The organism is Streptomyces sp. ISL-1 (assembly GCF_018614585.1).
In the GTDB taxonomy this organism is placed as follows: domain Bacteria; phylum Actinomycetota; class Actinomycetes; order Streptomycetales; family Streptomycetaceae; genus Streptomyces; species Streptomyces maoxianensis.
In genome coordinates this window covers 74085-94819 of sequence record NZ_JAGGOI010000023.1, presented here as the reverse complement: position 1 = coordinate 94819, position 20735 = coordinate 74085, and the positions used below count along the sequence as shown (strand labels likewise).

Sequence of the window (20735 nt, the reverse complement as noted above, 5' to 3'; positions counted from 1 at the left end):
ATGATCACTTCTGTCCTTGTCGCGAACCGGGGCGAGATCGCGTGCCGGGTCTTTCGAACCTGCCGTGAGCTGGGCGTCTCGACGGTCGCGGTGTACTCCGACGCGGACGCCTCCGCGCTGCACGTCCGGGAGGCGGACGCGGCAGTGCGGCTGCCGGGGGCGGCGCCGGCGGACACGTATCTGCGCGGCGACCTGATCGTGAAGGCAGCGCTCGCGGCGGGCGCGGACGCGGTGCATCCGGGGTACGGCTTCCTGTCCGAGAACGCGGAGTTCGCGCGCGGGGTGATGGACGCGGGGCTGGTGTGGATCGGCCCTCCGCCTTCCGCCATCGAGGCGATGGCGTCCAAGACACGGGCGAAGCAACTGATGGGCGGCGCGCCGCTGGACCCCTCGACGGTGACGGACGCGGACCTGCCGCTGCTGGTGAAGGCGGCGGCGGGGGGTGGCGGGCGTGGCATGCGAGTCGTACGCGAACTGGCGTCCCTGGCAGCCGAGTTGGAGGCGGCAGGGTCCGAAGCGGCGTCGGCCTTCGGCGACGGTGAGGTGTTCCTGGAGCCGTACATCGAGCGAGGCCGCCATGTGGAGGTGCAGGTGCTGGCGGACGCGTACGGCACGGTGTGGGCGCTGGGCACCCGCGACTGCTCGCTCCAGCGCCGCCACCAGAAGGTGATCGAGGAGTCCCCGGCACCGGGCCTGCCCGACGCGCTGGTCGCGACGCTGCAAGATTCGGCGGTGACCGCGGCGCGGGCGGTGGGCTACCGGGGCGCGGGAACGGTGGAGTTCCTGATCTCCCCGGAGGGCCGGGCCCACTTCCTGGAGATGAACACCCGTCTCCAGGTGGAACACCCGGTCACGGAGGCGGTGTTCGGCATCGACCTGGTGGCGCAGCAACTGCGCGTGGCGGAGGGCGAGGCGCTGCCGCCGGGCCCGCCGCCGGGGCGGGGGCATGCGGTGGAGGCGAGGCTGTACGCGGAGGATCCGTCGAAGGGGTGGCGGCCGCAGACGGGGATGCTGCATGCGCTCGAGGTGCCGGGGTGCTTGCCCACCCACCCGCCCATGAGTGCGGGGGGCGGAACCCCCCACGCCCCCGATGGCGCGGCGCTGCGCGCGGGCGGGGAGGCCGTTCACGGCGTCCCCTGGGTGCGCGTCGACACTGGTTACGCAGCGGGCGACTCCATCGGCGTGCACTACGACCCCATGATCGCCAAGGTCATCGCCTGGGCTCCCACCCGGGACCAAGCTGTCCGGCGGCTCGCCCACGCGTTGCGGCGGGCCCGTGTGCACGGGCCGGTCACCAATCGGGCGTTGCTCGTACGGTCCCTGGAGCACCCCGAGTTCACCGGCGCTCAGCTCGACACCGGGTTCTACGAGCGGAACCTGGACGCGCTCACCGCGCCCGGCGACGGGGAGCGGTACGCGGCCATCGCGGCCGCGCTCGCCGACGCCGCCGCACGCCGTGGCGCGTGGCGGAACCTCCACTCACAGCCGCAGGTCAAGGCCTACGGCGCGCACGAAGTCCGCTACCGCCTCACCCGGGACGGCTTCCCTCTCGTCGACGACCCGGGCGTGCGCGTCGTCCACGTCACCCCCCACCGCGTCCGGCTCGAGATCGACGGCGTCGTGCGGCCCTTCGACGTCACCGGCCACGGCGACGGGTTCGTCCACGTCGACGGCCCCGCCGGCGCGTACGCCCTGCCCGTTCGGCCGCGGTTCACCGAACCCCGGGAGAGGACGCGGCCCGGGTCGTTGCTCGCGCCCATGCCCGGGACCGTCGTACGGGTCGGGGAAGGGCTGGCCGAAGGGGTCCGGGTGACCCAGGGGCAGCCGCTCGTATGGCTGGAGGCCATGAAGATGGAGCACCGCATCCTCTCGCCCTCCTCCGGCACCCTCACCGCGCTCCACGCCGTGCCCGGCCGTCAGGTCGAGGTCGGCACTCTGCTCGCCGTCGTACAGAACGCAGACGTACACAACGCAGACGTACAGGAGGAACGGGAAGCATGAGCACCGTAGAGACCCAGGAACTCACCGCACTGCGCGCCGCCGTATCCGCGCTCGGGCAGCGGCACGGGCGTGGATACGTACGCGAAGAGCTGTGGGCCGACGCCGCCAAGCTCGGCTATCTCGGGGTGAACCTTCCCGAGGAGCACGGCGGCGGAGGCGGCGGCATGCAGGAACTGTCCATCGTGCTGGAGGAGTTGGGGGCGGCCGGCTGCCCCCTCCTCATGATGATCGTCTCGCCCGCCATCTGCGGCACCGTCATCGCCCGCTTCGGCACCGAGGCGCAGAAGCAGCAATGGCTGCCCGGTCTCGCCGACGGCAGCCTCACCATGGCCTTCGGCATCACCGAGCCGGACGCCGGGTCGAACTCCCACAGGATCACCACGACCGCCTGCCGGACCGACGACGGCTGGGTACTCAACGGGCGCAAGGTCTTCGTCTCCGGCGTCGACATCGCCGACGCCACCCTCATCGTCGGACGGACGGAGGATGCCAGGTCCGGCAAGCTCAAGCCCTGCCTCTTCATCGTCCCCCGTGACGCGGAGGGTTTCCGGCGCTCGCAGATCGACATGGAACTGGCGGCCCAGGAGAAGCAGTTCGAGCTCGTCATTGACGACGTCCGCCTCCCCGAGGACGCCCTCGTCGGGGAAGAGGACGCCGGCCTCCTCCAGCTCTTCGCCGGGCTCAACCCCGAACGCATCATGACCGCCGCCTTCGCCATCGGCATGGGGCGCTATGCCCTCGCGCGGGCGATCGAGTACGCCAAGACCCGCCAGGTCTGGAAAGACCCCATCGGCGCCCACCAGGCCATCGCCCACCCCCTCGCCCAGGCCCACATCGAGCTCGAACTCGCCCGCCTCATGATGCAGAAGGCCGCCGCCCTCTACGACGCGGGCGACGACATCGGCGCGGGCGAGGCCGCCAACATGGCCAAGTACGCCGCCGGCGAGGCCTGCGTCCGGGCCGTCGACCAGGCCGTCCACACCCTCGGCGGCAACGGACTCACCCGCGAGTACGGCCTCGCCCAGCTCGTCACCGCCTCCCGCGTCGCCAGGATCGCCCCGGTCAGCCGCGAGATGATCCTCAATTACGTATCCCACCAGTCCCTGGGTCTCCCCAAGTCGTACTGACACAGGCGATTCTGGCCGTCCACACAGCGAGGGGGCCGTCATGGTGTTTCAGAGTGTGTTTCGCAGCGAGTACGCGGATGTCCCGGCCGTCACCGAGCCGATCCACGACGCGGTGCTCGGCCGCGCCGCCGAGTTCGGCGACACGAACGCCCTGGTCGACGGCGTGAACGGCACCACCGTCACATACGCGCAGCTCGACCTGTTCCACCGGCGGATCGCCGCCTCGCTCGCAGCCGCGGGACTGCGCAAGGGCGACGTCCTCGCCCTGCACAGCCCCAACACCGTGGCGTACCCCGCCGTCTTCTACGGCGCCACCCGCGCCGGCGCCACCGTCACCACCGTCCATCCGCTCGCCACCGCGGAGGAGTTCGCGAAGCAGCTCCGCGACTCCTCCGCCCGCTGGATCGTCACCGTCTCACCGCTGCTCGAATTCGCCCGCAGGGCCGCCGAGCTGGTCGCGGGCATCGAGGAGATCTTCGTCTGCGACCGCGCCGACGGGCATGTGAGCATCCTCGACATGCTCGGCCGGGACGCACCCGAGCCGGACGTCGCCATCGACCCGTCCAAGGACATAGCGGCCCTGCCCTACTCCTCCGGCACCACCGGCGTCCCCAAGGGCGTGATGCTCACGCACCGCTCCATCGCCACCAACCTCGCCCAGCTCCGCCCGCTGATACCGATGGGCCCGGGCGACCGCATCCTGGCGGTGCTGCCGTTCTTCCACATATACGGCCTCACCGCCCTGATGAACGCTCCGCTGCGGCACGGCGCCACCGTCGTCGTGCTGCCCCGCTTCGAGCTCGACACCTTCCTCGCGGCGATCGAGAAGCACCGCATCAACTGCCTGTACGTCGCGCCGCCGATCGTCCTCGCCCTGGCCAAGCACCCGGCCGTCGCGCGGTACGACCTGTCCTCGCTGGAGCACATCATCTGCTCGGCCGCCCCGCTGGACGCCGAACTGGCCGCGGCCTGCTCCCAGCGGCTCGGGCTCCCGCCCATAGGCCAGGCGTACGGCATGACCGAACTCTCGCCCGGCACCCATGTCGTGCCGCTGGGCGCCCAGAACCCGCCGCCGGGCACCGTCGGCAAGCTCATCGCCTCGACCGAGATGCGGCTCGTCTCCCTCGACGACCCCGGCAAGGACGTCGGCGTCGGCGAGGTCGGCGAGATCGCGATCCGCGGCCCGCAGGTGATGAAGGGCTACCTCGGCCGGCCCGACGCGACCGCCGACATGATCGACGCCGACGGCTGGGTGCACACCGGCGATGTCGGGCGCGTCGACGCCGACGGCTGGCTGTTCGTGGTCGACCGGGTCAAGGAGCTGATCAAGTACAAGGGTTTCCAGGTCGCCCCTGCCGAGCTGGAGGCGTTGCTGCTCACGCACGAAGGCATCGCGGACGCGGCGGTGATCGGCGTGTACGACGCGGACGGGAACGAGATACCGAAGGCGTACGTCGTACGGCAGCCGGCCGCCGAGGACCTCACCGAGGACGACGTCATAGCCTTTGCCGCGGGGCGCGTGGCGCCGTACAAGAAGATCCGGCGCGTCGAATTCATCGGCGGGGTGCCGCGTGCCGCCTCGGGGAAGATCCTCAGGCGTGAACTGAGGGACCGGGACAGGGAGACCACGTGACGAAACGCCCGACGCTGCTGGCCACCGCGCACGAGCGCGGCATCACCACTTTGACGCTGGACTCGCCGGCGAACCGCAACGCCCTGTCGGCGCGGCTCGTCGGCGAGCTCGGCGAGGCGCTGGCGGCCTGCGCCAAGGACGAGTCCGTACGGGCCGTCGTCCTCACCCACACCGGGTCCACGTTCAGCGCGGGCGCGGATCTGAAGGCCCCGCCCAATCCGTACACCTTCGTCGGCCTGCTGCGGCAGATCGTCACGCTCCCCAAACCGGTGGTGGCCCGCGTGAGCGGACATGTACGGGCCGGTGGCCTCGGCCTGCTCGGCGCCTGCGACATCGCGGCCGCGTCCACGGGGGCCGACTTCGCGTTCACGGAGGTACGCATCGGGGTCGCGCCGGCCGTCATCTCGCTGCCCCTGCTGCCGCGGATGGACCCCCGCGCGGCCGAGCGCTACTACCTCACCGGGGAGCGCTTCGACGCGGCGGAGGCGGTACGGGCCGGGCTGCTCACGCTCGCCGCGGACGATGTGGACGAGGCGCTCGCCCCGGTGCTCGCCGGGCTGCGGGGGGCGTCGCCGCAGGGGCTGGCGGCGGCGAAGGAGCTGCTCGCGGCCCGGGTCATCGAGGCATTCGACCGGGACGCCGAGGACCTGGTGCAGCGCTCGGCGTCGCTCTTCGCGTCCGCGGAGGCGCGCGAGGGGATGACGGCCTTCGTCGAACGGCGGGACCCCGCGTGGGTGTTGTGACCGCTCCGAAGCAGGACCGCAGCCGGGCGACCCGGCAGCGGCTGCTGGCAGCCGCAGTGGCCTGCCTCGCCGAGCAAGGCTGGGCGGGCTCCACCGTCTCGGCGGTCGCCGAGCGGGCCGGAGTCTCGCGGGGTGCGGCGCAGCACCACTTCCCGACCAGGGAGGACCTGTTCACGGCGGCCGTGGAGTACGTCGCGGAGGAGCGCTCACAGGCGCTGCGCGCGCTCCCGACGCAGGACCGCACGGCGGTCGTGGCGGCGCTGGTGGACCTCTACACGGGGCCGCTGTTCCGGGCGGCGCTGCAGCTGTGGGTGGCCGCGTCCAACGAGGAGCAACTGCGGTCGCGGGTGACGGAGCTGGAGGCGAGGGTGGGCCGCGACACCCACCGGATCGCGGTCCAGCTGCTGAACGCGGACGAGTCACGGCCAGGCGTACGGGAGACGGTCCAGGGACTGCTGGACATGGCCCGCGGCCTGGGCCTGGCCAACCTCCTCACGGACGACGCCGCGCGCCGGGACAGGGTGGTGGCCCAATGGGCAGGGCTGCTGGACGAGGCGCTGGGCTGACCAGAAGCTGCATACCTGCAGTATGCTTGCCGCATGGCCGAGACGACGCGTATCACGGTGACCCTCCCCACCGCTGACGTGGAGGAGCTGAAGAAGCTGACGGACAACGTGTCCGCCTACGTGGCCGAAGCAGTGGCCCGCCGGATAAGGCACCAGCTGCGCGATGCGGAGTTCCGGCGCTACGAGGAGGAGCGCGGCGCCTTTACCGAGGAGGAGCTGGCGGAAGCGCGCGCCAGGATTGCCGAGGCGCTTGGTCCCGACAGCACGGCGGAGAGGGCAGCTTGAGTCTCCCCGAGACCCTTGTCCTGGACTCCGAGGGGTTGTCTGCCTGGATTGCACAGGACCGAAAAATCATGGCGATCCTCAGAGCAATCGATAAGGGCGGCACCGAGTTCGTCGTCTGCGCCAACACCATCGTCGAGGTGATGCACGCCCGCGTGAACCTGCCTCGGCTTCAGTGGGCTCTGTCGCAGGTGCAGGTGGAGCCCGTCACCGAGGAGTCCGCGAAGGCGGCGGTCCGGCTGCTCAAGGACACCGGACTGCACGGACACAAGTACGCCATTGACGCCACCGTCGCGGAGATGGCGTTGCGCCAGCCCGGGCCGGTGGTGATGCTGACGTCCGACCTCGATGACATGGCCAGGCTGTGCGGCGGACGAGTCCGGCTCGTGGGTGTCTGAACTGCCGCCCGAGCCGCCTGTGACCCGGGCCATCCGTATCCCGCGCGCCCCGCAGTACTCTGGGCGCATGCTTCTGCTCGTACGCCGCCGTCACGTGGACTTCGTCCGCGTCACGAGCATGGGCTGTCGGCCTTCCGCCTGACCCAGCCCCCCTCTCCATCCCACCCGGTCCCCCGGTCCCGCCCCACCCCGGCGGCAGCCGGCGGTACGCGTACCCGGTCATCATCGGGCGCGGCGACCGGGGCTCACCACAGCGGACGTACACATGTCGTACTTGCAGCTCCCCGTCATCGACCTCGCCGCAGCCGACAGCGGCCCCCAGGCCCGCGCGCTGCTGCATGCGCAGCTCCACAGCGCCGCCCATGACGTCGGCTTCTTCCAGCTCACCGGCCACGGCGTCAGCGAGGCCGAGACCGCCGCCCTCACCGGTGCCATGCGGGCTTTCTTCGCGCTTCCCGAGGCCGACCGGCTCGCCGTGTCCAACCTCAACTCGCCCCACTTCCGCGGCTACACCCGCACCGGCGACGAACGCACCGGTGGCAGCCGCGACTGGCGCGACCAGCTCGACATCGGCGCCGAGCGCCCCGCCCACGTGCCCGCGCCGGACGAGCCCGGCTACTGGTGGCTGGAGGGCCCCAATCAGTGGCCCGCCGCCCTGCCCGCCCTGCGTACCGCCGCACTCGGCTGGATCGACCGGCTCAGCGGTGTCGCGGACAAGCTGCTGCACGAGCTGCTCGCCGCCATCGGCGCGCCACGGGACTTCTACGACGAGATCTTCGCCGACCGCCCCCATCTGCACCTCAAGCTGGTCCGCTACCCGGGCAGCGCCGGCGACGGCAGTGACCAGGGCGTCGGCGCCCACAAGGACTACGGCTTCCTCACCCTGCTCCACCAGGACGAGATAGGCGGCCTCCAGGTCCAGCGCGCCGACGGGCTCTTCCACGAGGTGCCGCCGATTCCCGGAGCCTTCGTCGTCAACCTCGGCGAGCTCCTCGAAGTCGCCACCAACGGCTATCTGCTGGCCACCAACCACCGTGTGGTCAGCCCGCCCGGGGCCACCGAGCGCTACTCCATGCCGTTCTTCTACAACCCGCGGCTCGACGCCCGGATAGCACCGCTGCCCTTCCCGCACGCGGCGGGCGCCCCCGGTGTCACCACCGACCCGGCCAACCCGCTCTTCGCCGAGTACGGCCGCAACGAGCTCAAGGGCTGGCTGCGGGCCCACCCCCAGGTCGCCGCCCGCCACCACCGGGACCTGCTCATCGCCGCGTGACACGCGTACGGCGCCGCACCCTCGCCCGGATCCGCCCGAGCAGGGGTATGGCGCCGTAACGGATGGAACGGCTCAGTCGGCGATGTCCTCGTAGCCCACGATCTCGCGCGGGTTGCGCGTACCGGGACCGATGTATCGCGCGGACGGCCGCACCAGCCGGCCCGTCCGCTTCTGCTCCAGGATGTGCGCCGACCAGCCCGCCGTACGGGCGCAGGTGAACATCGAGGTGAACATGTGCGCCGGGACCTCGGCGAAGTCCAGCATGATCGCTGCCCAGAACTCCACGTTCGTCGCCAGCACCCGGTCCGGGCGACGGTTGTGCAGCTCCTCGAGCGCGGCCTTCTCCAGCGCCTCCGCGACCTCGAAGCGCGGCGCGTCCAGCTCCTTGGCCGTACGCCGAAGGACGCGCGCCCGCGGGTCCTCGGCGCGGTAGACCCGGTGCCCGAAGCCCATCAGCCGCTCGCCGTTGTCGAGGGCCCGCTTGACGTACGCCGTCGCGTCCCCGGTCCGCTCGATCTCCTCGATCATGCCGAGGACGCGGGAGGGCGCCCCGCCGTGCAGCGGCCCCGACATCGCGCCGACCGCGCCGGACAGCGCGGCGGCGACATCCGCGCCGGTGGACGCGATGACGCGCGCGGTGAACGTGGAGGCGTTCATGCCGTGCTCGGCGGCCGAGGTCCAGTACGCGTCGACGGCCTTGACGTGCCGCGGGTCAGGCTCCCCGCGCCAGCGGATCATGAATCGCTCGACGACGGACTGCGCCTTGTCGATCTCCTTCTGCGGGACCATCGGCAACCCCTGGCCGCGCGCACTCTGCGCCACGTACGAAAGCGCCATGACGGCCGCCCGCGCAAGATCGTCGCGGGCTTCCGCCTCGTCGATGTCCAGCAACGGTTTCAGACCCCACACCGGCGCGAGCATCGCCAGCGCGGACTGCACATCGACGCGGATGTCGCCGGAGTGCACGGGAATCGGGAAGGGCTCGGCGGCCGGCAGGCCGGGATTGAAGGCGCCGTCGACCAGCAGCCCCCATACGTTCCCGAAGGAGACGTGCCCCACCAGATCCTCGATGTCGACGCCTCGGTAACGGAGCGACCCGCCTTCCTTGTCGGGTTCGGCGATCTCCGTTTCGAACGCGACGACTCCTTCGAGTCCAGGTACGAAGTCGGACATCAGGCGGCTCCTCGAGATGTGTGCGACAGGCGTGGGTCGGCCTGGGGGTCGGCGTGGGTCTGTGCGGGTCGGTGTCGGGCGGTCGGTGCGGATCGGCCACCCCGGTGATGCCCCGTGCGGCTGGTGGTCACCCGACCGCCGGGAGGCAGGCACGATATCCCCTGCTGTAGGGAGGGCACAGAGCCCCGACCCAAGATTTTGGCCGGTCCGGCTGATGCGGGGAAGCGTGACATCCGGCACACTGCCCCATTTCGGGCCGGCAGGATTAACGGCACTCCGTGCCGGGCAAACTCGGCCTCTGCGGCAGGATGGCCCCGTGACCGACCACGATCTCGCCGCGCTGGGACGCGTCGTCCCGGACCCCGCCGCCGTCCCCGACCCGGCTGCCCCCGCCGGCCCCGTCCCGGATCCCGCCGCCTCCGGAGCCGCTGTCCCGGACCTCGAAGCCGGCGCGGAAGCCGCTGTTCCGGACCCGGAAGCTGCCATCCCGGATCCTGAAGCCGCCTCGCACGACCCTGCCGTCATGCGGGAGCAGTACCGCTCCACCCCCCTCCTGGAGACGGATCTGGCCGCCGACCCCATGGACCAGTTCGCCCGCTGGTTCAGGGACGCCGCGTCCGGCGGTCTGCACGAGCCGAACGCCATGATCGTCTCCACCGCCACTCCCGAAGGACGCCCGTCCTCGCGCACCGTGCTGCTGAAGCAGTTCGACGCGCGCGGCTTCGTCTTCTACACCAACTACGACTCCCGCAAGGGCCGCGAGCTCGCCGCCAATCCGTACATCTCGCTGCTCTTCCCCTGGCATCCGCTGGCCCGCCAGGTCATCGTGACGGGCGTCGCGTCCCGTATCGGACGGGACGAGACCGCCGCGTACTTCCGCAGCCGTCCGCATGGGTCGCAGCTCGGCGCATGGGCGAGCGAGCAGTCGGCGGTGATCGCTTCGCGCGACGAACTGCTGTGCAGATACGAGGAGTTGGCGACCCGCTACCCGGAGGGGGAGCAGGTCCCCGCGCCGCCGGAGTGGGGCGGCTACCGGATCGATCCGCAGACGATGGAGTTCTGGCAGGGCCACGAGAACCGGCTGCACGACCGGCTCCGGTATGTCCGTACGGAGTCGGGCTGGCTGGTCGAGCGCCTCTCACCCTGAGAGCTGCCGTCCCGCTTCGGCCGTAGCGCCTGCCAGGCGGGAAACGCCTGGCGGGGAAACGCCTGGCGGGGAAACGCCTGGTGGGGAAACGCCCGGTGGGACCTCTGGCCGGGGAGGTCCGGGCTCGCAAACGCAGAAACCCGCGGGCTCTGGTTCCTCCGGAGAGGAGCCGGCCGGATGTGCCGGCGAGCCCGCGGGTCGGTGACTGCTTGGAATTTCGGCCGACGGTCAGTCGGCTGCACACAGAGTGCGACGACGGGCCGTCAGCCCGCAGTCACCTCACGCATCCGAAATGACTTCACTTCCGGATCACCTCCTTTCACCGTGTGGCCCACACCTTAGGAACCGGCAGACCGAGGATCAACCGGATTATTCGCGGGTACAAAGATTTTGCGGAAACTTATGTGTCCTGCGTCACGTTCCAGTTGAATGATCTGACGTGCATCAGCGTGCGCGGAGGCGTCCTGCAGGGGGTCCGGGATGAGTGCTTCCAGGAGTGAGACCACCAATGCGCTCGGGCCTGACGAGCCCGCGCCCGGGGGCAAGGGTGCGGTGGGGCCCGTGACGGTTCCGGGGTCGGAGCTGCTTGCCGCGTTGCTGGACGGGATGGACGCCGCGCTCTGTGCGTTCGACGCCGACGGCAGGATCACGCACTGGAACCGCGAGGCCGAGCGGATTCTCGGGTGGTCGTCCGAGGAGGCCGTGGGGCGGCGCGGGTTCGCCGGGTGGGCGGTGCGGACCGCCGACGCCGAGGATGTGCAGGGGCGGCTGATGGCCGCGATGGACGCGCCGGGGCGTCAGGTCCACGAGTTCGCCCTGCTGCGCAAGGACGGCGGGCGGGTTCTCGTACGGACCCAGTCGGCGCGGGTGCTCGGCGCGGACGGCGAGCCGGCGGGGGTGTACTGCGCCTTCAGCGAGGTGCATGCCCAGATCGACCTCGAGCGGTCGATCGCGCTCAGCGAGGCGCTGTTCGAGGACGCGTCCTGGGGTGTTGTCCTGGTCGACGTGGACCTGCGGCCGACCGTCGTCAACAGCTATGCGTCGCGCGCGCTCGGCGCGGGGCGTACGTCTCCGCTGGGGCGGCCGCTCGGTGAGCTGGTCGTCCAGGGCGTCGAGGAACTGGAGGGCGCGCTCCACCATGTGCTGGCGGAGGGTGCGCCGCGGGGGCTCGTGGAGTTGTGGGTGACGCTGAGCACGGCCGAGGGAGAGCGGCGGCGATGCTGGCGCAGCGGGTTCCTGCGGCTGGCCTCACCGCTGGCGGAGGAGCCGGTGCCGCTCGGGGTGGGGTGGCTGTTCCACGACGTGACCGAGTCGAAGCTGGCCGAACAGGAGGCGGACCGGCTGCGCTTCCGGTCGAGCCAGCTGCACCGGGCGGGGCGGGCCGCCGCGGAGTGCGAGGACTCGATGGAGGCGGCGGCGGCGTATCTGGACTTCGCGCTGGCGGGCTTCGCGGACCATGCGCTGATCGACCTGGCGGAACCGGACGGCATACGCCTGATCCGCGCGGCGTCGACACCGTCGGGCGCGCCGGGGCCGTGCGTCCCGGTGGCGGGCGGCGGCATCCCGGCGCGCTACCCATCGGGCCACCCGGCGCTCCAGGCCGCCGACCGCAACGGCTCGGTGCGCGCGAGCGCGCCCAAGAATGCGCCGGCCGGCGACTGGGCGGCGGAGCGTCAGTGGCCCCGGGACGCGGTGCACGCGCTGTGCACGGTGCTGCGGAGCAGGGGCCGGACGCTGGGCGTGGTGACATTCCTGCGCGGAGCAAGCCGCCCACCGTTCGAACGCCCGGACGCGATATACGCGGAGAGCATGGCGGTTCTGACGGCGTCGGCGCTTGACCTGGCGGCGGTGACGCGGAGGGAGTGAGGGCCTGCGGGGCGGGTCGCTGCCGCGTGGGGGGGTGCGGGTTGTTGGTTGCCCGGTGGCGTGGGGTGCGGGCGGTCCGCGGTGCGGGCCTGGGGTTGCCCGGTGGCGTGGGGTGCGGGTTCCGGGGCCCCTCCGGGCTTGACTCCTCGGGGTCGGCGGCGAAACGGGGTTCGTGTTGATCACTGGGTTCGGCCGCCGATCCCCTGCGGGGACGGCCCTGCACGGCCCCTCCCCGGGGGCATGCCTTGGACCCGGTCACCCCGAGTCCTGAGGTGCGGGGGTTCCGGGCCCCTCCGGGCTTGACTCCTCGCGGTCGGCGGCGAAACGGGGTTCGTATTGGTCACTGGGTCCGGCCGCCGATCCCCTGCGGGGACGACCCTGCACGGCCCCTCCCCGAAGCGATGCCACAGACCCGGTCACCCCGAGGCGTGGGTGGTGGTGCAGTGGGAGGGGTCCGCCCCCTCCCACGCGGCGGAGCCGCAAATCGATACAGCCGGGCAGGGGCGGGGTGGGGAACTAGTGGTGGAAGAAGATCCGGTCCCCGTACTCACTCATCACACGCCCATTCCACTCGTGCCCCCCATCCACATTCCCCGACCTCAGCAGGGGCGGCTCGATTCCCCGCTCCACCAACCGCTCCGCCGCCGCCGCCACCGTCGCCTGCATCAGCGCGCTCGTCACGACCGTCGACGCCGGCGCGAACGGCGCCTCGATCCCCTCGTGCGTCAGCTCAGCGTCCCCCACCGCGATCTTCGAATCGAGCACGATGTCGCAGTGGTCCTTGAGGAACGTGCCGGACACATGCCGGGACTTCGTCTCCTGGGCGTACGCCACCGACGTCACGCCGATGACCTTGAGCCCGAGCGCCCGCGCGTTCATCGCCATCTCCACCGGCAGCGCGTTCCGCCCCGACAGCGAGATGATCACCAGTACGTCGCCGGACCTGGCCGGGCTGGAGTCGAGGACCGCCCCCGCGAGCCCGTTCACCCGCTCCAGCGCGGAGCCGAGCGTGGCCGGCCTGACGTCGACGCCCACGACGCCGGGGACGGCTAGCAGGTTCATCAGGGCGAGGCCGCCGGCCCGGTAGACGACGTCCTGCGCGGCGAGCGATGAGTGCCCGGCGCCGAAGGCGAAGAGCCGCCCGCCCGCCGCGACGGCGTCGGCGATCGTGGCCCCGGCGGCCGCGATGTTCGCCGACTCCTCGTCCCGTACGCGCTGCAGCAGACCGATCGCGGCGTCGAAGAACTGACCGGCCAGCTTGCTCTCGCTCATCGCCGAGCCCTTCTGGAGGATGGATGGATGCGTACGCGGGCAACGCGGGGAACGACAACCTGGCACTCGGCGGGAATACCCGTGTCGCGGATCACGTTGCGGTCTGGACCATTGCCCTGTCAATACAGGCTCTCCGACAGGCTTTCCCCGGCACGGCACGCTTGTCAGTGGGATGCGTCAGAATTGAGTCGGGGCCGCAGCGCACGATCTCATCGAGGGGCACGTATGTCCGGACTGATCGACACGACGGAGATGTATCTCCGCACCATCCTCGAGCTGGAAGAGGAAGGTGTGGTGCCCATGCGGGCCCGAATCGCCGAGCGACTCGACCAGAGCGGCCCGACGGTCAGCCAGACCGTGGCCCGTATGGAACGGGACGGCTTGGTGACGGTCGCAGGCGACCGCCACCTGGAGCTGACCGACGAGGGCCGGCGGCTGGCGACGCGCGTGATGCGCAAGCACCGCCTCGCCGAGTGTCTGCTCGTCGACGTGATCGGCCTGGAGTGGGAGCAGGTCCACGCGGAGGCATGTCGCTGGGAGCATGTGATGAGCGAGGCGGTGGAGCGGCGCGTGCTGGAACTGCTGCGCCACCCCACGGAGTCGCCGTACGGCAACCCGATCCCGGGCCTGGAAGAGCTGGGCGAGAAGGCGGAGGCCGACCCGTTCCTGGACGACGGCATGGTGTCGCTGGCGGACCTGGATCCGGGCGTGGACGGCAAGACCGTGGTCGTAAGGCGTATCGGAGAGCCGATCCAGACGGACGCCCAGCTGATGTACACACTGCGGCGGGCGGGCGTGCAGCCCGGCTCGGTGGTGAGCGTGACGGAGTCGGCGGGCGGGGTGCTGGTGGGCAGCAGCGGCGAGGCGGCGGAGTTGCAGGCGGATGTGGCGTCTCATGTCTTCGTGGCCAAGCAGTAGCCGGGTAACCGCCACCTCGCTTTCTGTCAGCCGGTAGTCGATTTCTGTCCGGAATGGCAGCGCCCGGGCGAATCGCGTGCCACGCTGTGGCTGAGGTATGACCCGACGGCCGGGGAGGGAACAGGGTGATGCGCCCGTCGTACGCTCCGCGCGCAGCGAACCGCGCCCAGCGCATTCCGTACGCCCAGCGTGCTCCCTACGCCCAATGGGTCCCGCGCGCCTGGTGTGCCCTGCATGCCCTTCACGCCCGGCGGGTCCCGTACGCCCGGCGGGCCGCCTCGCATGCCGAGCAAGCTCCGTATGCCCAGGGCATGCACGGCGCCCCGTGCACACAGGAGGGCCCCGGCGCCCAACGGCGCCGGGGCCTGTCCTCCCCTGTGCTGACCCGGAGCCCCGAGCTCCCAGGGTCAATCCCCACGGACCGTCTTCCCCGAGCGGCCCGCCTCCCGCTGAAAATCTCCCCCCGGCCACGGTTGTCAATCCTTGGACGTGGTCACTCGAACGAGGGGTGTTCCGCGCCAGAAGCGCATTTTCGAATAAAGGTTCGATAGTCTGGCGGTACTCGACACGAGCTCGACAGGGGCTCGGCGCGGTCTCGATCACCGGGGGAGAGAAGGGGGTGCCAGGCCACATGGTGCGGCGCATCGACGTAACCGGAGCCGACGGCGTACGCCTGGCTGCCTGGGAGTTCGCAGATCCACCCAAGGGGCCGGGCGAAGCTGTACACGCCCCCGCGCCCGGGGTCTTATTGCTTCATGGACTGATGGGCCGTGCCTCGCACTGGGCGTCCACAGCCCGCTGGCTGGCGGAGCGTCACCGGGCGGTCGCCCTTGACCAGCGCGGTCACGGCCGCAGCGACAAGCCGGCCGAGGGTCCGTTCACCCGCGAGGCGTACGTAGCCGACGCCGAGGCCGCGATCGAGCAGCTGGGCCTCGCCCCGGTGACCCTGATCGGCCACTCGATGGGCGCGCTCACCGCATGGCAACTGGCCGCCAAGCGCCCGGACCTGGTCCAGGCCCTGATCATCTGCGATATGCGCGCCTCGGCTCTGGGGGCGGCCTCGCAGCGCGAGTGGGAGGACTGGTTCCGCTCCTGGCCGGTCCCGTTTGCGACGCTGGCCGATGTTCGGAAGTGGTTCGGCGAGGACGATCCGTGGGTCGAGCGCCCCAGCCCATCCCGTGGCGAATTCTTCGCAGAAGCAATGGCTGAACGGGCCGACGGCTGGCGCCCGGTGTTCTCCCGTCGCCAGATGCTGACCTCCCGCCAGACGTGGGTTCACGACCCCCACTGGGAGGAACTGGCCCAAGTCCAGTGCCCGACCCTAGTGGTGCGAGGCCTGGACGGGGAGTTGGGCCGCGCCGAGGCTCAGGAGATGGTCAGGGTCCTGCCGCGGGGCGAGTACGCGGAGGTGGCGGACGCGGGCCATCTGGTGCACTACGACCAGCCGGAGGGGTGGCGAACAGCGATCGAGCCATTTCTGGACGGCGTGCTGACACCCTGACTTCGGCGCCGAATAGGCGCTTGAGCTGATCGCGCGGGGCACCAGCGGCCCTCGGACCACCCCGGCAGCCCCGTCGTTTTGAGCCGGCCGCGGTGAGGTCGGCGGAGAACCGCGGCTCGCGCCGCGGCGCATCGCGCATGTCGCCTGTGCCGGGGGTGGGTTCGTGCTCGGAGCGGGGGAGTGATCGCCTTCAGCCGCGGCGGCAACGGCTGGGCGATCAGCGAGGACGGCAACCCGGCCGACCGGCTATTGCCCGGACCTCGACTCCTGGCCGGCTGTCGCCGGGGCGCTGGATCGGGTGGGGCTCGGTCGTCCTGACGGTTTCACGAACGAGGTCGCCTTCCGGCTTTGCGCTGGATGCGGGGAGGCCAACGTCGTGTGGGAGGGCGACTTCGTGTGCGTCTTCTGCGGGGGTGCGCTACCGGCCTCGTGGAACGTTGAGTTATGCGTCAGGCGTGATGCAGGGCGGGCTCAGAAGGCGAAGACCGCGCCCTGGGCCAGGCGGCCTTCCATCTCGCACTCGTTGCCGAACGTGGCCGACCATGCGACCCGCTTGCCCTGCCACACGCCCTGGGCGGTGACCACGACGGGGGCCCACTGGCGGGTGCAGGTCTTCGTCGACGACGTATCGGCAAGCGCGGCGAACTCGCCGTCGACGATCCGCAGTTCCATACACGCGGCCGCGGGCATGGGGTGGGTGCCGTCGGGGCGGGGAGCGCAGTTCAGGGTTACGGCGCGGTCGACAGTGGCGGTCGCGGCGTCTTCGCCCTTGCCGATGGTGAGTACGAGGGCGGAGGGGGAGTACAGGCTCTTCGCCTGGGCGGGCTGGGTGGCTTGCGTGGGCTGGGCCTGCGCGGCGCCCGCGGCGGCGGTGCCGGTCAGCAGGAGGGCGGCGGCCGTGGCGGTCGCGGCGACTGTGTTGAGGATGTAACGCATGTGTGAAACTCCTTCACTCGGGGGGTGATTGCGGTCGGGAGTCTTGCGTATGCGGACAGTGAGTGCACATTGATCACCACTTTCCGGCCGCGCACGTTGCAGTGATGTCTACCGAATGGTCGTTCGGGCAGCTCGGAGCGGGTGTGGGGAGGGGTCCAGCATGTGGACGATCACCGGTTGTGCAATAGAAAACTATCGTCTGAGCTGCATGAATGCCCGGACGGTAGTGCGTTCGGGTGAGCAGCTTCGACTGGAAAGCATCGCTCGACGAGGGGTGTGGGCGGCGCGGTGCGATACGTCTGTGAGAACGGAACGTATACGCGTGCTAATCAATGGAAGTCGCCTCGATGGCTGCCCTGAGGGCGCGGAGTTGTGTGGAGGCGGTGATGAGTGCTGCGGAGGGGGCGTCGCTCTCGCGGACGCGGATGCCGACGAGGCTTGCGCGGGCCGCCAACTGGAAACGCACCCGCATGCCGTCGTACGCGGGCGATCACGACTACTGGCCAGGGCATGAGGACGTATGGTCCGTCAGCATGCCCTGACCTGACGCAGGCCGTCAGTTGATGGGCTTACGCGTCTCCTCGCGGACCTTCAGCGTCGCCTCCGCGACCGCCTTGAGGTCGACTTCCTCCGGGGTCTGCTTCGCGATCCGGGCGTTGGTCAGGGCGACCGCCGCGTTCGTGTTGTCGTCGGCCCAGGCGCACATCGGGAGGGTGGTCGTTCCGCCGCCGGTCTGCTCCGTCGTCAGCACCTGGCAGGAGATGGTCACTTCCGATCCGGCCGGAGTGAAGTCCTTGGCGGGTACGGCGATGGTTGACCCGTCCGACTCCCCGGCGCCCTTCAGGATCTTGGTGCGGGCCTCGTCCGGGTCCTTGATGCGGCCGTACCCGCCCGAGATGACCAGGGCCCCGGTCTCCGACTGGGAGGTGTACTGCGCCACGACGGCCTTGGCATCGCGCATGTTGGCCTCGCTCGTGCCGGCCAGCCCGTCCTGGCCCTTGTCGGACAGGTCCCCGGTCAGCTTGTACTTTCCGTCGAGCAGCGACTGGGGCAGCGTCAGTTGGTACTCCGCCGCAGGGAAGCTCCCACTGCTGCTGCTGCCTCCGCCTCCGCCACCGACGACGTTGTTCCCGAACCAGGACAATGCGAATACACCCGCTATGCACGCCAGCGTGATGAGCGCGATCTTCGGACCCTGGTTCTTCTGCGGCGGCGGGGGCGGCGGCGCGCCCCACCCGTACGCAGGGCCGCCCTGGCCGCCCCGACCTGGGTACGGCTGCTGGTACTGGGGCTGAGGCGCGTATCCCTGCTGCGGGTACTGCGGGTACTGCGGGTACTGCGGGTGCTGCTGTTGCGGATACTGCGGCTGCGTATACGGGTTCGGGGGCGGCGTCGACATGGCGATCACGCTACTTCACGGCCGCGGCCGGGGGTTGCGGCGCAGTCACCCCCGCCACCAGCCCTACCCCTTGCTGACCGCCGCCAGAATCTCCGGCAGCCTTTCCGCCGTCTGCGGCGCCGCCACCCGTACCCCCGCCCATCCGATCAGCACGCCGTACGCAGCGCCCACCGGCAGCAGCAGCCACAGCGCCGACTGGGAGTTGGAGGCATGCAGCCAGATCGTCAGGACGATCACGGGGGCGCACAGCGCCGCCGCCGACACCATCCCGCCGAAGATCGAGATCCAGGCGAGCCCACCCTGCCCCGGGGCGACGTTCTTGTACGCGCTGTCCTGCGGGATCGAGTACGGGAATCGGGCCGACGCCACTGCCCCCGTCGCCAGCATCGCGCCCAACAGCGCGAAGGAGAGGCCGAGCACCTCCGGCAGAGCTTTCCAGTCGCCGAGCACGGCCGCGGTGAGGGAGCAGACCAGGGCCGTGTACGGGAGCGTGATCACCAGCAACGCCAGGGCACGGGCGCGCAGTTCCGTGTACGCGTCCTTCGTGGACGAGATCGTCAGCGCCACCATCCAGAACGCGGAGGTGTCCTGGCCGAACTGGTTGTACATCTGGATGCCGAGCATCCCCGCCGCGAAGCAGGCGAAGTAGACCGAGCCCGTGCCCTGCAGCGCGTTGAACAGCGGCACGATCAGGCCGATCGCCAGCGCTGTCACCCACGCCGCCTTCGTCTTCGGGTCGCGCCACACATAGCGCAGGCTCCGCCGCATCACCGTGCCCGTACGCCCCTCGGGCAGCAGCTGGTGGAAGCGGGACGACAGAGAGGACTCCTTGCGGGTCGGCTCCGACGCCGCGGCCAGGGTCGAGCCGTCCGGGGTCGTCATCAGCTTCGTCAGACTGCGCTGCCAGGACCACAGCAGAGCGAACAGGGCCACGGCCGACAGGGCCAACTGCCCTGCCGCGACCCCGTACGAGCCCTCGCTCGCCGAGTCCACCGCGCCGATCGCGGACGCCGGCGGCAGCCACCGTACGATCCCCGCCACCGGGTCCAGCGCCGAGAGGCCGCCCGCGTCCCCGATCCTCTGTGCGCCGAAGTTGACCACCTGGATGCCCACCGCGATCACCAGACCGCTGAGCACCGCCAGGTCGCGGCCCTTGCGCGAGGTCAGCAGGCGGATGTTCGCCGCCGCGACCGCCCGCGCCAGTGCCACGCACACCAGCAGGGTGAGCGCGACGGCGAGGACGGAGACCAGAGCCCCGGCCGTCCCGTGCGCCAGCGCGATCGCCGAGCCCACCGCCAGGCACAGCGTGAACAGCGGGCCGATGCCCACGAGGGATGCGGCGAGCAGCGCCCGTACAAGAGGCTCGGGCCGCAGCGGCAGCATCACCAGACGGGTCGGATCCAGCGTCTCGTCACCGCTGGGGAAGAACAGCGGCATCACCGCCCAGCCGAGTGCCAGCACCGCCGTCAGCAACACCACCACCGACGCCGCGTGATCGTTGCCGCGCAGCGCGATCAGACCGATGAGCTGGAGCGCCGCGAAGAGCAGCGCAACGACGACGGACGAGATGTATGCGGCTCTGCGGCCGGACGACTGCCGCAGTCCGTTGCGCAGCAGCGACAGCTTGAGCGTGATGAAAATAGGGGCCAGGGAAGCGGTGTTCACCGTGCTCCACCGCCGCCGAGCCAGTCCAGCGAATGACCGGCATCCCGGCCGTTGGCCCCCACCAGCTCCAGGAACGCGCTCTGCAGCGACGGCGCGTCGCCCCGTACGTCCGCCAGCGGGCCCTGCGCGCGGATGCGGCCCGCGGCCATCACCGCCACCCAGTCGCACAACGACTCCACCAGTTCCATCACATGGCTGGAGAAGACGACCGTCGCGCCCGATGCGGTGTACCGCTCGAGGACGCCGCGGATCGTCTGCGCCGACACCGGGTCGACTCCCTCGAACGGCTCGTCCAGGAACAGCACTTCGGGGTTGTGCAGCAGAGCGGCCGCAAGGCCGATCTTCTTCCGCATACCCGTCGAGTAGTCGACGACCAGCTTGTGCTGCGCGCCCGCCAGGTCCAGTACGTCCAGAAGCTGCGCGGCGCGCATGTCGACCTCGGCGCCCGGCAGGCCCCGCAGCCGCCCGCTGTATGCGAGCAGTTCGCGGCCGGAGAGGCGCTCGAAGAGGCGCAGACCCTCAGGCAGCACGCCTATCCGGGACTTCACCTCGACCGGGTCGCGCCACACATCCTGGCCCGACACCTCCACCCGCCCCTGATCCGGGCGGAGCAGGCCCGTCACCATCGACAACGTCGTCGTCTTGCCCGCGCCGTTCGGCCCGACCAGGCCGATGAACTTGCCGGCGGGGAGGGTCAGATCGATGCCGGCGACCGCTATCTGATCGCCGAACCGCTTCCACAGCCCCTCGACGCGAACGGCGGGCGGCGCTGTGCGCGCTCCGCCCGCCTCTGTGGCTCCAATTGCCTGGTCCGGCATGGTGCCCCCTGCCTTTC

The 20735-nt window shown here is 70.8% G+C and carries 18 protein-coding genes; 12 read left to right on the top strand and 6 right to left on the bottom strand.

The window, feature by feature from the left end; genetic code table 11:
* The 8 genes from J7E87_RS17130 to J7E87_RS17095 all read left to right on the top strand — a co-directional run bounded on the left by J7E87_RS17130 (position 1) and on the right by J7E87_RS17095 (position 8023).
* A complete protein-coding gene (locus J7E87_RS17130) occupies positions 1-2001 on the top strand; it encodes a biotin carboxylase N-terminal domain-containing protein (RefSeq protein WP_215094810.1) in 2001 nt (666 codons plus the stop codon).
* On the top strand, positions 1998-3128 hold the full coding sequence (locus tag J7E87_RS17125) for an acyl-CoA dehydrogenase family protein (RefSeq protein ID WP_215094808.1): 1131 nt from the start codon (positions 1998-2000) through the stop codon (positions 3126-3128). The genes J7E87_RS17130 and J7E87_RS17125 overlap by 4 nt, the downstream gene beginning before the upstream one ends.
* A gap of 40 nt (positions 3129-3168) precedes the next feature.
* The gene (locus tag J7E87_RS17120; RefSeq protein ID WP_215094806.1) at positions 3169-4761 is read left to right on the top strand and encodes a 4-coumarate--CoA ligase family protein; all 1593 of its coding nucleotides are present in this window, start codon (positions 3169-3171) and stop codon (positions 4759-4761) included.
* Positions 4758-5504 (top strand): enoyl-CoA hydratase family protein, encoded by a 747-nt coding sequence (locus J7E87_RS17115; RefSeq protein ID WP_308312959.1) that lies wholly within the window; start codon positions 4758-4760, stop codon positions 5502-5504. The genes J7E87_RS17120 and J7E87_RS17115 overlap by 4 nt, the downstream gene beginning before the upstream one ends.
* The gene (locus J7E87_RS17110) at positions 5492-6070 is read left to right on the top strand and encodes a TetR/AcrR family transcriptional regulator (RefSeq protein ID WP_215094804.1); all 579 of its coding nucleotides are present in this window, start codon (positions 5492-5494) and stop codon (positions 6068-6070) included. The genes J7E87_RS17115 and J7E87_RS17110 overlap by 13 nt, the downstream gene beginning before the upstream one ends.
* 33 nt (positions 6071-6103) lie before the next feature.
* Entirely contained in the window at positions 6104-6355 is a 252-nt protein-coding gene (locus tag J7E87_RS17105) for a type II toxin-antitoxin system CcdA family antitoxin (protein WP_215094802.1), read from the top strand.
* Entirely contained in the window at positions 6352-6750 is a 399-nt protein-coding gene (locus J7E87_RS17100; RefSeq protein WP_215094800.1) for a PIN domain-containing protein, read from the top strand. Before J7E87_RS17105 ends, J7E87_RS17100 begins: the two co-directional genes overlap by 4 nt.
* Before the next feature lie 265 nt (positions 6751-7015).
* A complete protein-coding gene (locus J7E87_RS17095) occupies positions 7016-8023 on the top strand; it encodes an isopenicillin N synthase family oxygenase (protein WP_215094798.1) in 1008 nt (335 codons plus the stop codon).
* Between the two features lie 72 nt (positions 8024-8095).
* Here J7E87_RS17095 and J7E87_RS17090 read toward each other — a convergent pair whose 3' ends face one another.
* Positions 8096-9196, bottom strand: a complete 1101-nt coding sequence (locus J7E87_RS17090) for a citrate synthase 2 (protein WP_215094796.1) — start codon at positions 9194-9196, stop codon at positions 8096-8098.
* Positions 9197-9719: 523 nt separating this feature from the next.
* Here J7E87_RS17090 and pdxH point away from each other — a divergent pair.
* The gene (pdxH, locus tag J7E87_RS17085; protein WP_251017592.1) at positions 9720-10343 is read left to right on the top strand and encodes a pyridoxamine 5'-phosphate oxidase; all 624 of its coding nucleotides are present in this window, start codon (positions 9720-9722) and stop codon (positions 10341-10343) included.
* 480 nt (positions 10344-10823) lie between these two features.
* Positions 10824-12209 (top strand): PAS domain-containing protein, encoded by a 1386-nt coding sequence (locus J7E87_RS17080; RefSeq protein ID WP_215094792.1) that lies wholly within the window; start codon positions 10824-10826, stop codon positions 12207-12209.
* Positions 12210-12725: 516 nt separating this feature from the next.
* Here the strand turns inward: J7E87_RS17080 and J7E87_RS17075 are convergent.
* On the bottom strand, positions 12726-13481 hold the full coding sequence (locus J7E87_RS17075) for an SIS domain-containing protein (protein ID WP_215094790.1): 756 nt from the start codon (positions 13479-13481) through the stop codon (positions 12726-12728).
* Positions 13482-13706: 225 nt separating this feature from the next.
* Between J7E87_RS17075 and J7E87_RS17070 the strand changes: the two genes are divergently transcribed.
* Both J7E87_RS17070 and J7E87_RS17065 read left to right on the top strand, forming a co-directional pair.
* Complete coding sequence (locus J7E87_RS17070) at positions 13707-14399, top strand: metal-dependent transcriptional regulator (RefSeq protein ID WP_215094788.1); 693 nt, start codon at positions 13707-13709, stop codon at positions 14397-14399.
* Positions 14400-15030: 631 nt separating this feature from the next.
* Positions 15031-15900 carry an alpha/beta fold hydrolase gene (locus J7E87_RS17065; protein WP_215094786.1) on the top strand — a complete coding sequence of 290 codons (870 nt, stop codon included), beginning with the start codon at positions 15031-15033 and terminating at the stop codon, positions 15898-15900.
* A gap of 471 nt (positions 15901-16371) precedes the next feature.
* Here the strand turns inward: J7E87_RS17065 and J7E87_RS17060 are convergent, their stop codons facing one another.
* The 4 genes from J7E87_RS17060 to J7E87_RS17045 form a co-directional block, all read right to left on the bottom strand.
* Positions 16372-16836 (bottom strand): subtilase-type protease inhibitor, encoded by a 465-nt coding sequence (locus J7E87_RS17060; RefSeq protein WP_215094784.1) that lies wholly within the window; start codon positions 16834-16836, stop codon positions 16372-16374.
* Positions 16837-17392: 556 nt separating this feature from the next.
* Positions 17393-18235 (bottom strand): hypothetical protein, encoded by an 843-nt coding sequence (locus J7E87_RS17055; RefSeq protein WP_215094782.1) that lies wholly within the window; start codon positions 18233-18235, stop codon positions 17393-17395.
* 63 nt (positions 18236-18298) lie between these two features.
* Positions 18299-19900, bottom strand: a complete 1602-nt coding sequence (locus J7E87_RS17050) for a transporter (RefSeq protein ID WP_308312958.1) — start codon at positions 19898-19900, stop codon at positions 18299-18301.
* Positions 19897-20718: an ABC transporter ATP-binding protein gene (locus tag J7E87_RS17045; protein WP_215094780.1), complete on the bottom strand. Its 822-nt coding sequence runs from the start codon at positions 20716-20718 to the stop codon at positions 19897-19899. Before J7E87_RS17045 ends, J7E87_RS17050 begins: the two co-directional genes overlap by 4 nt.
* Positions 20719-20735 lie beyond the last annotated feature (17 nt).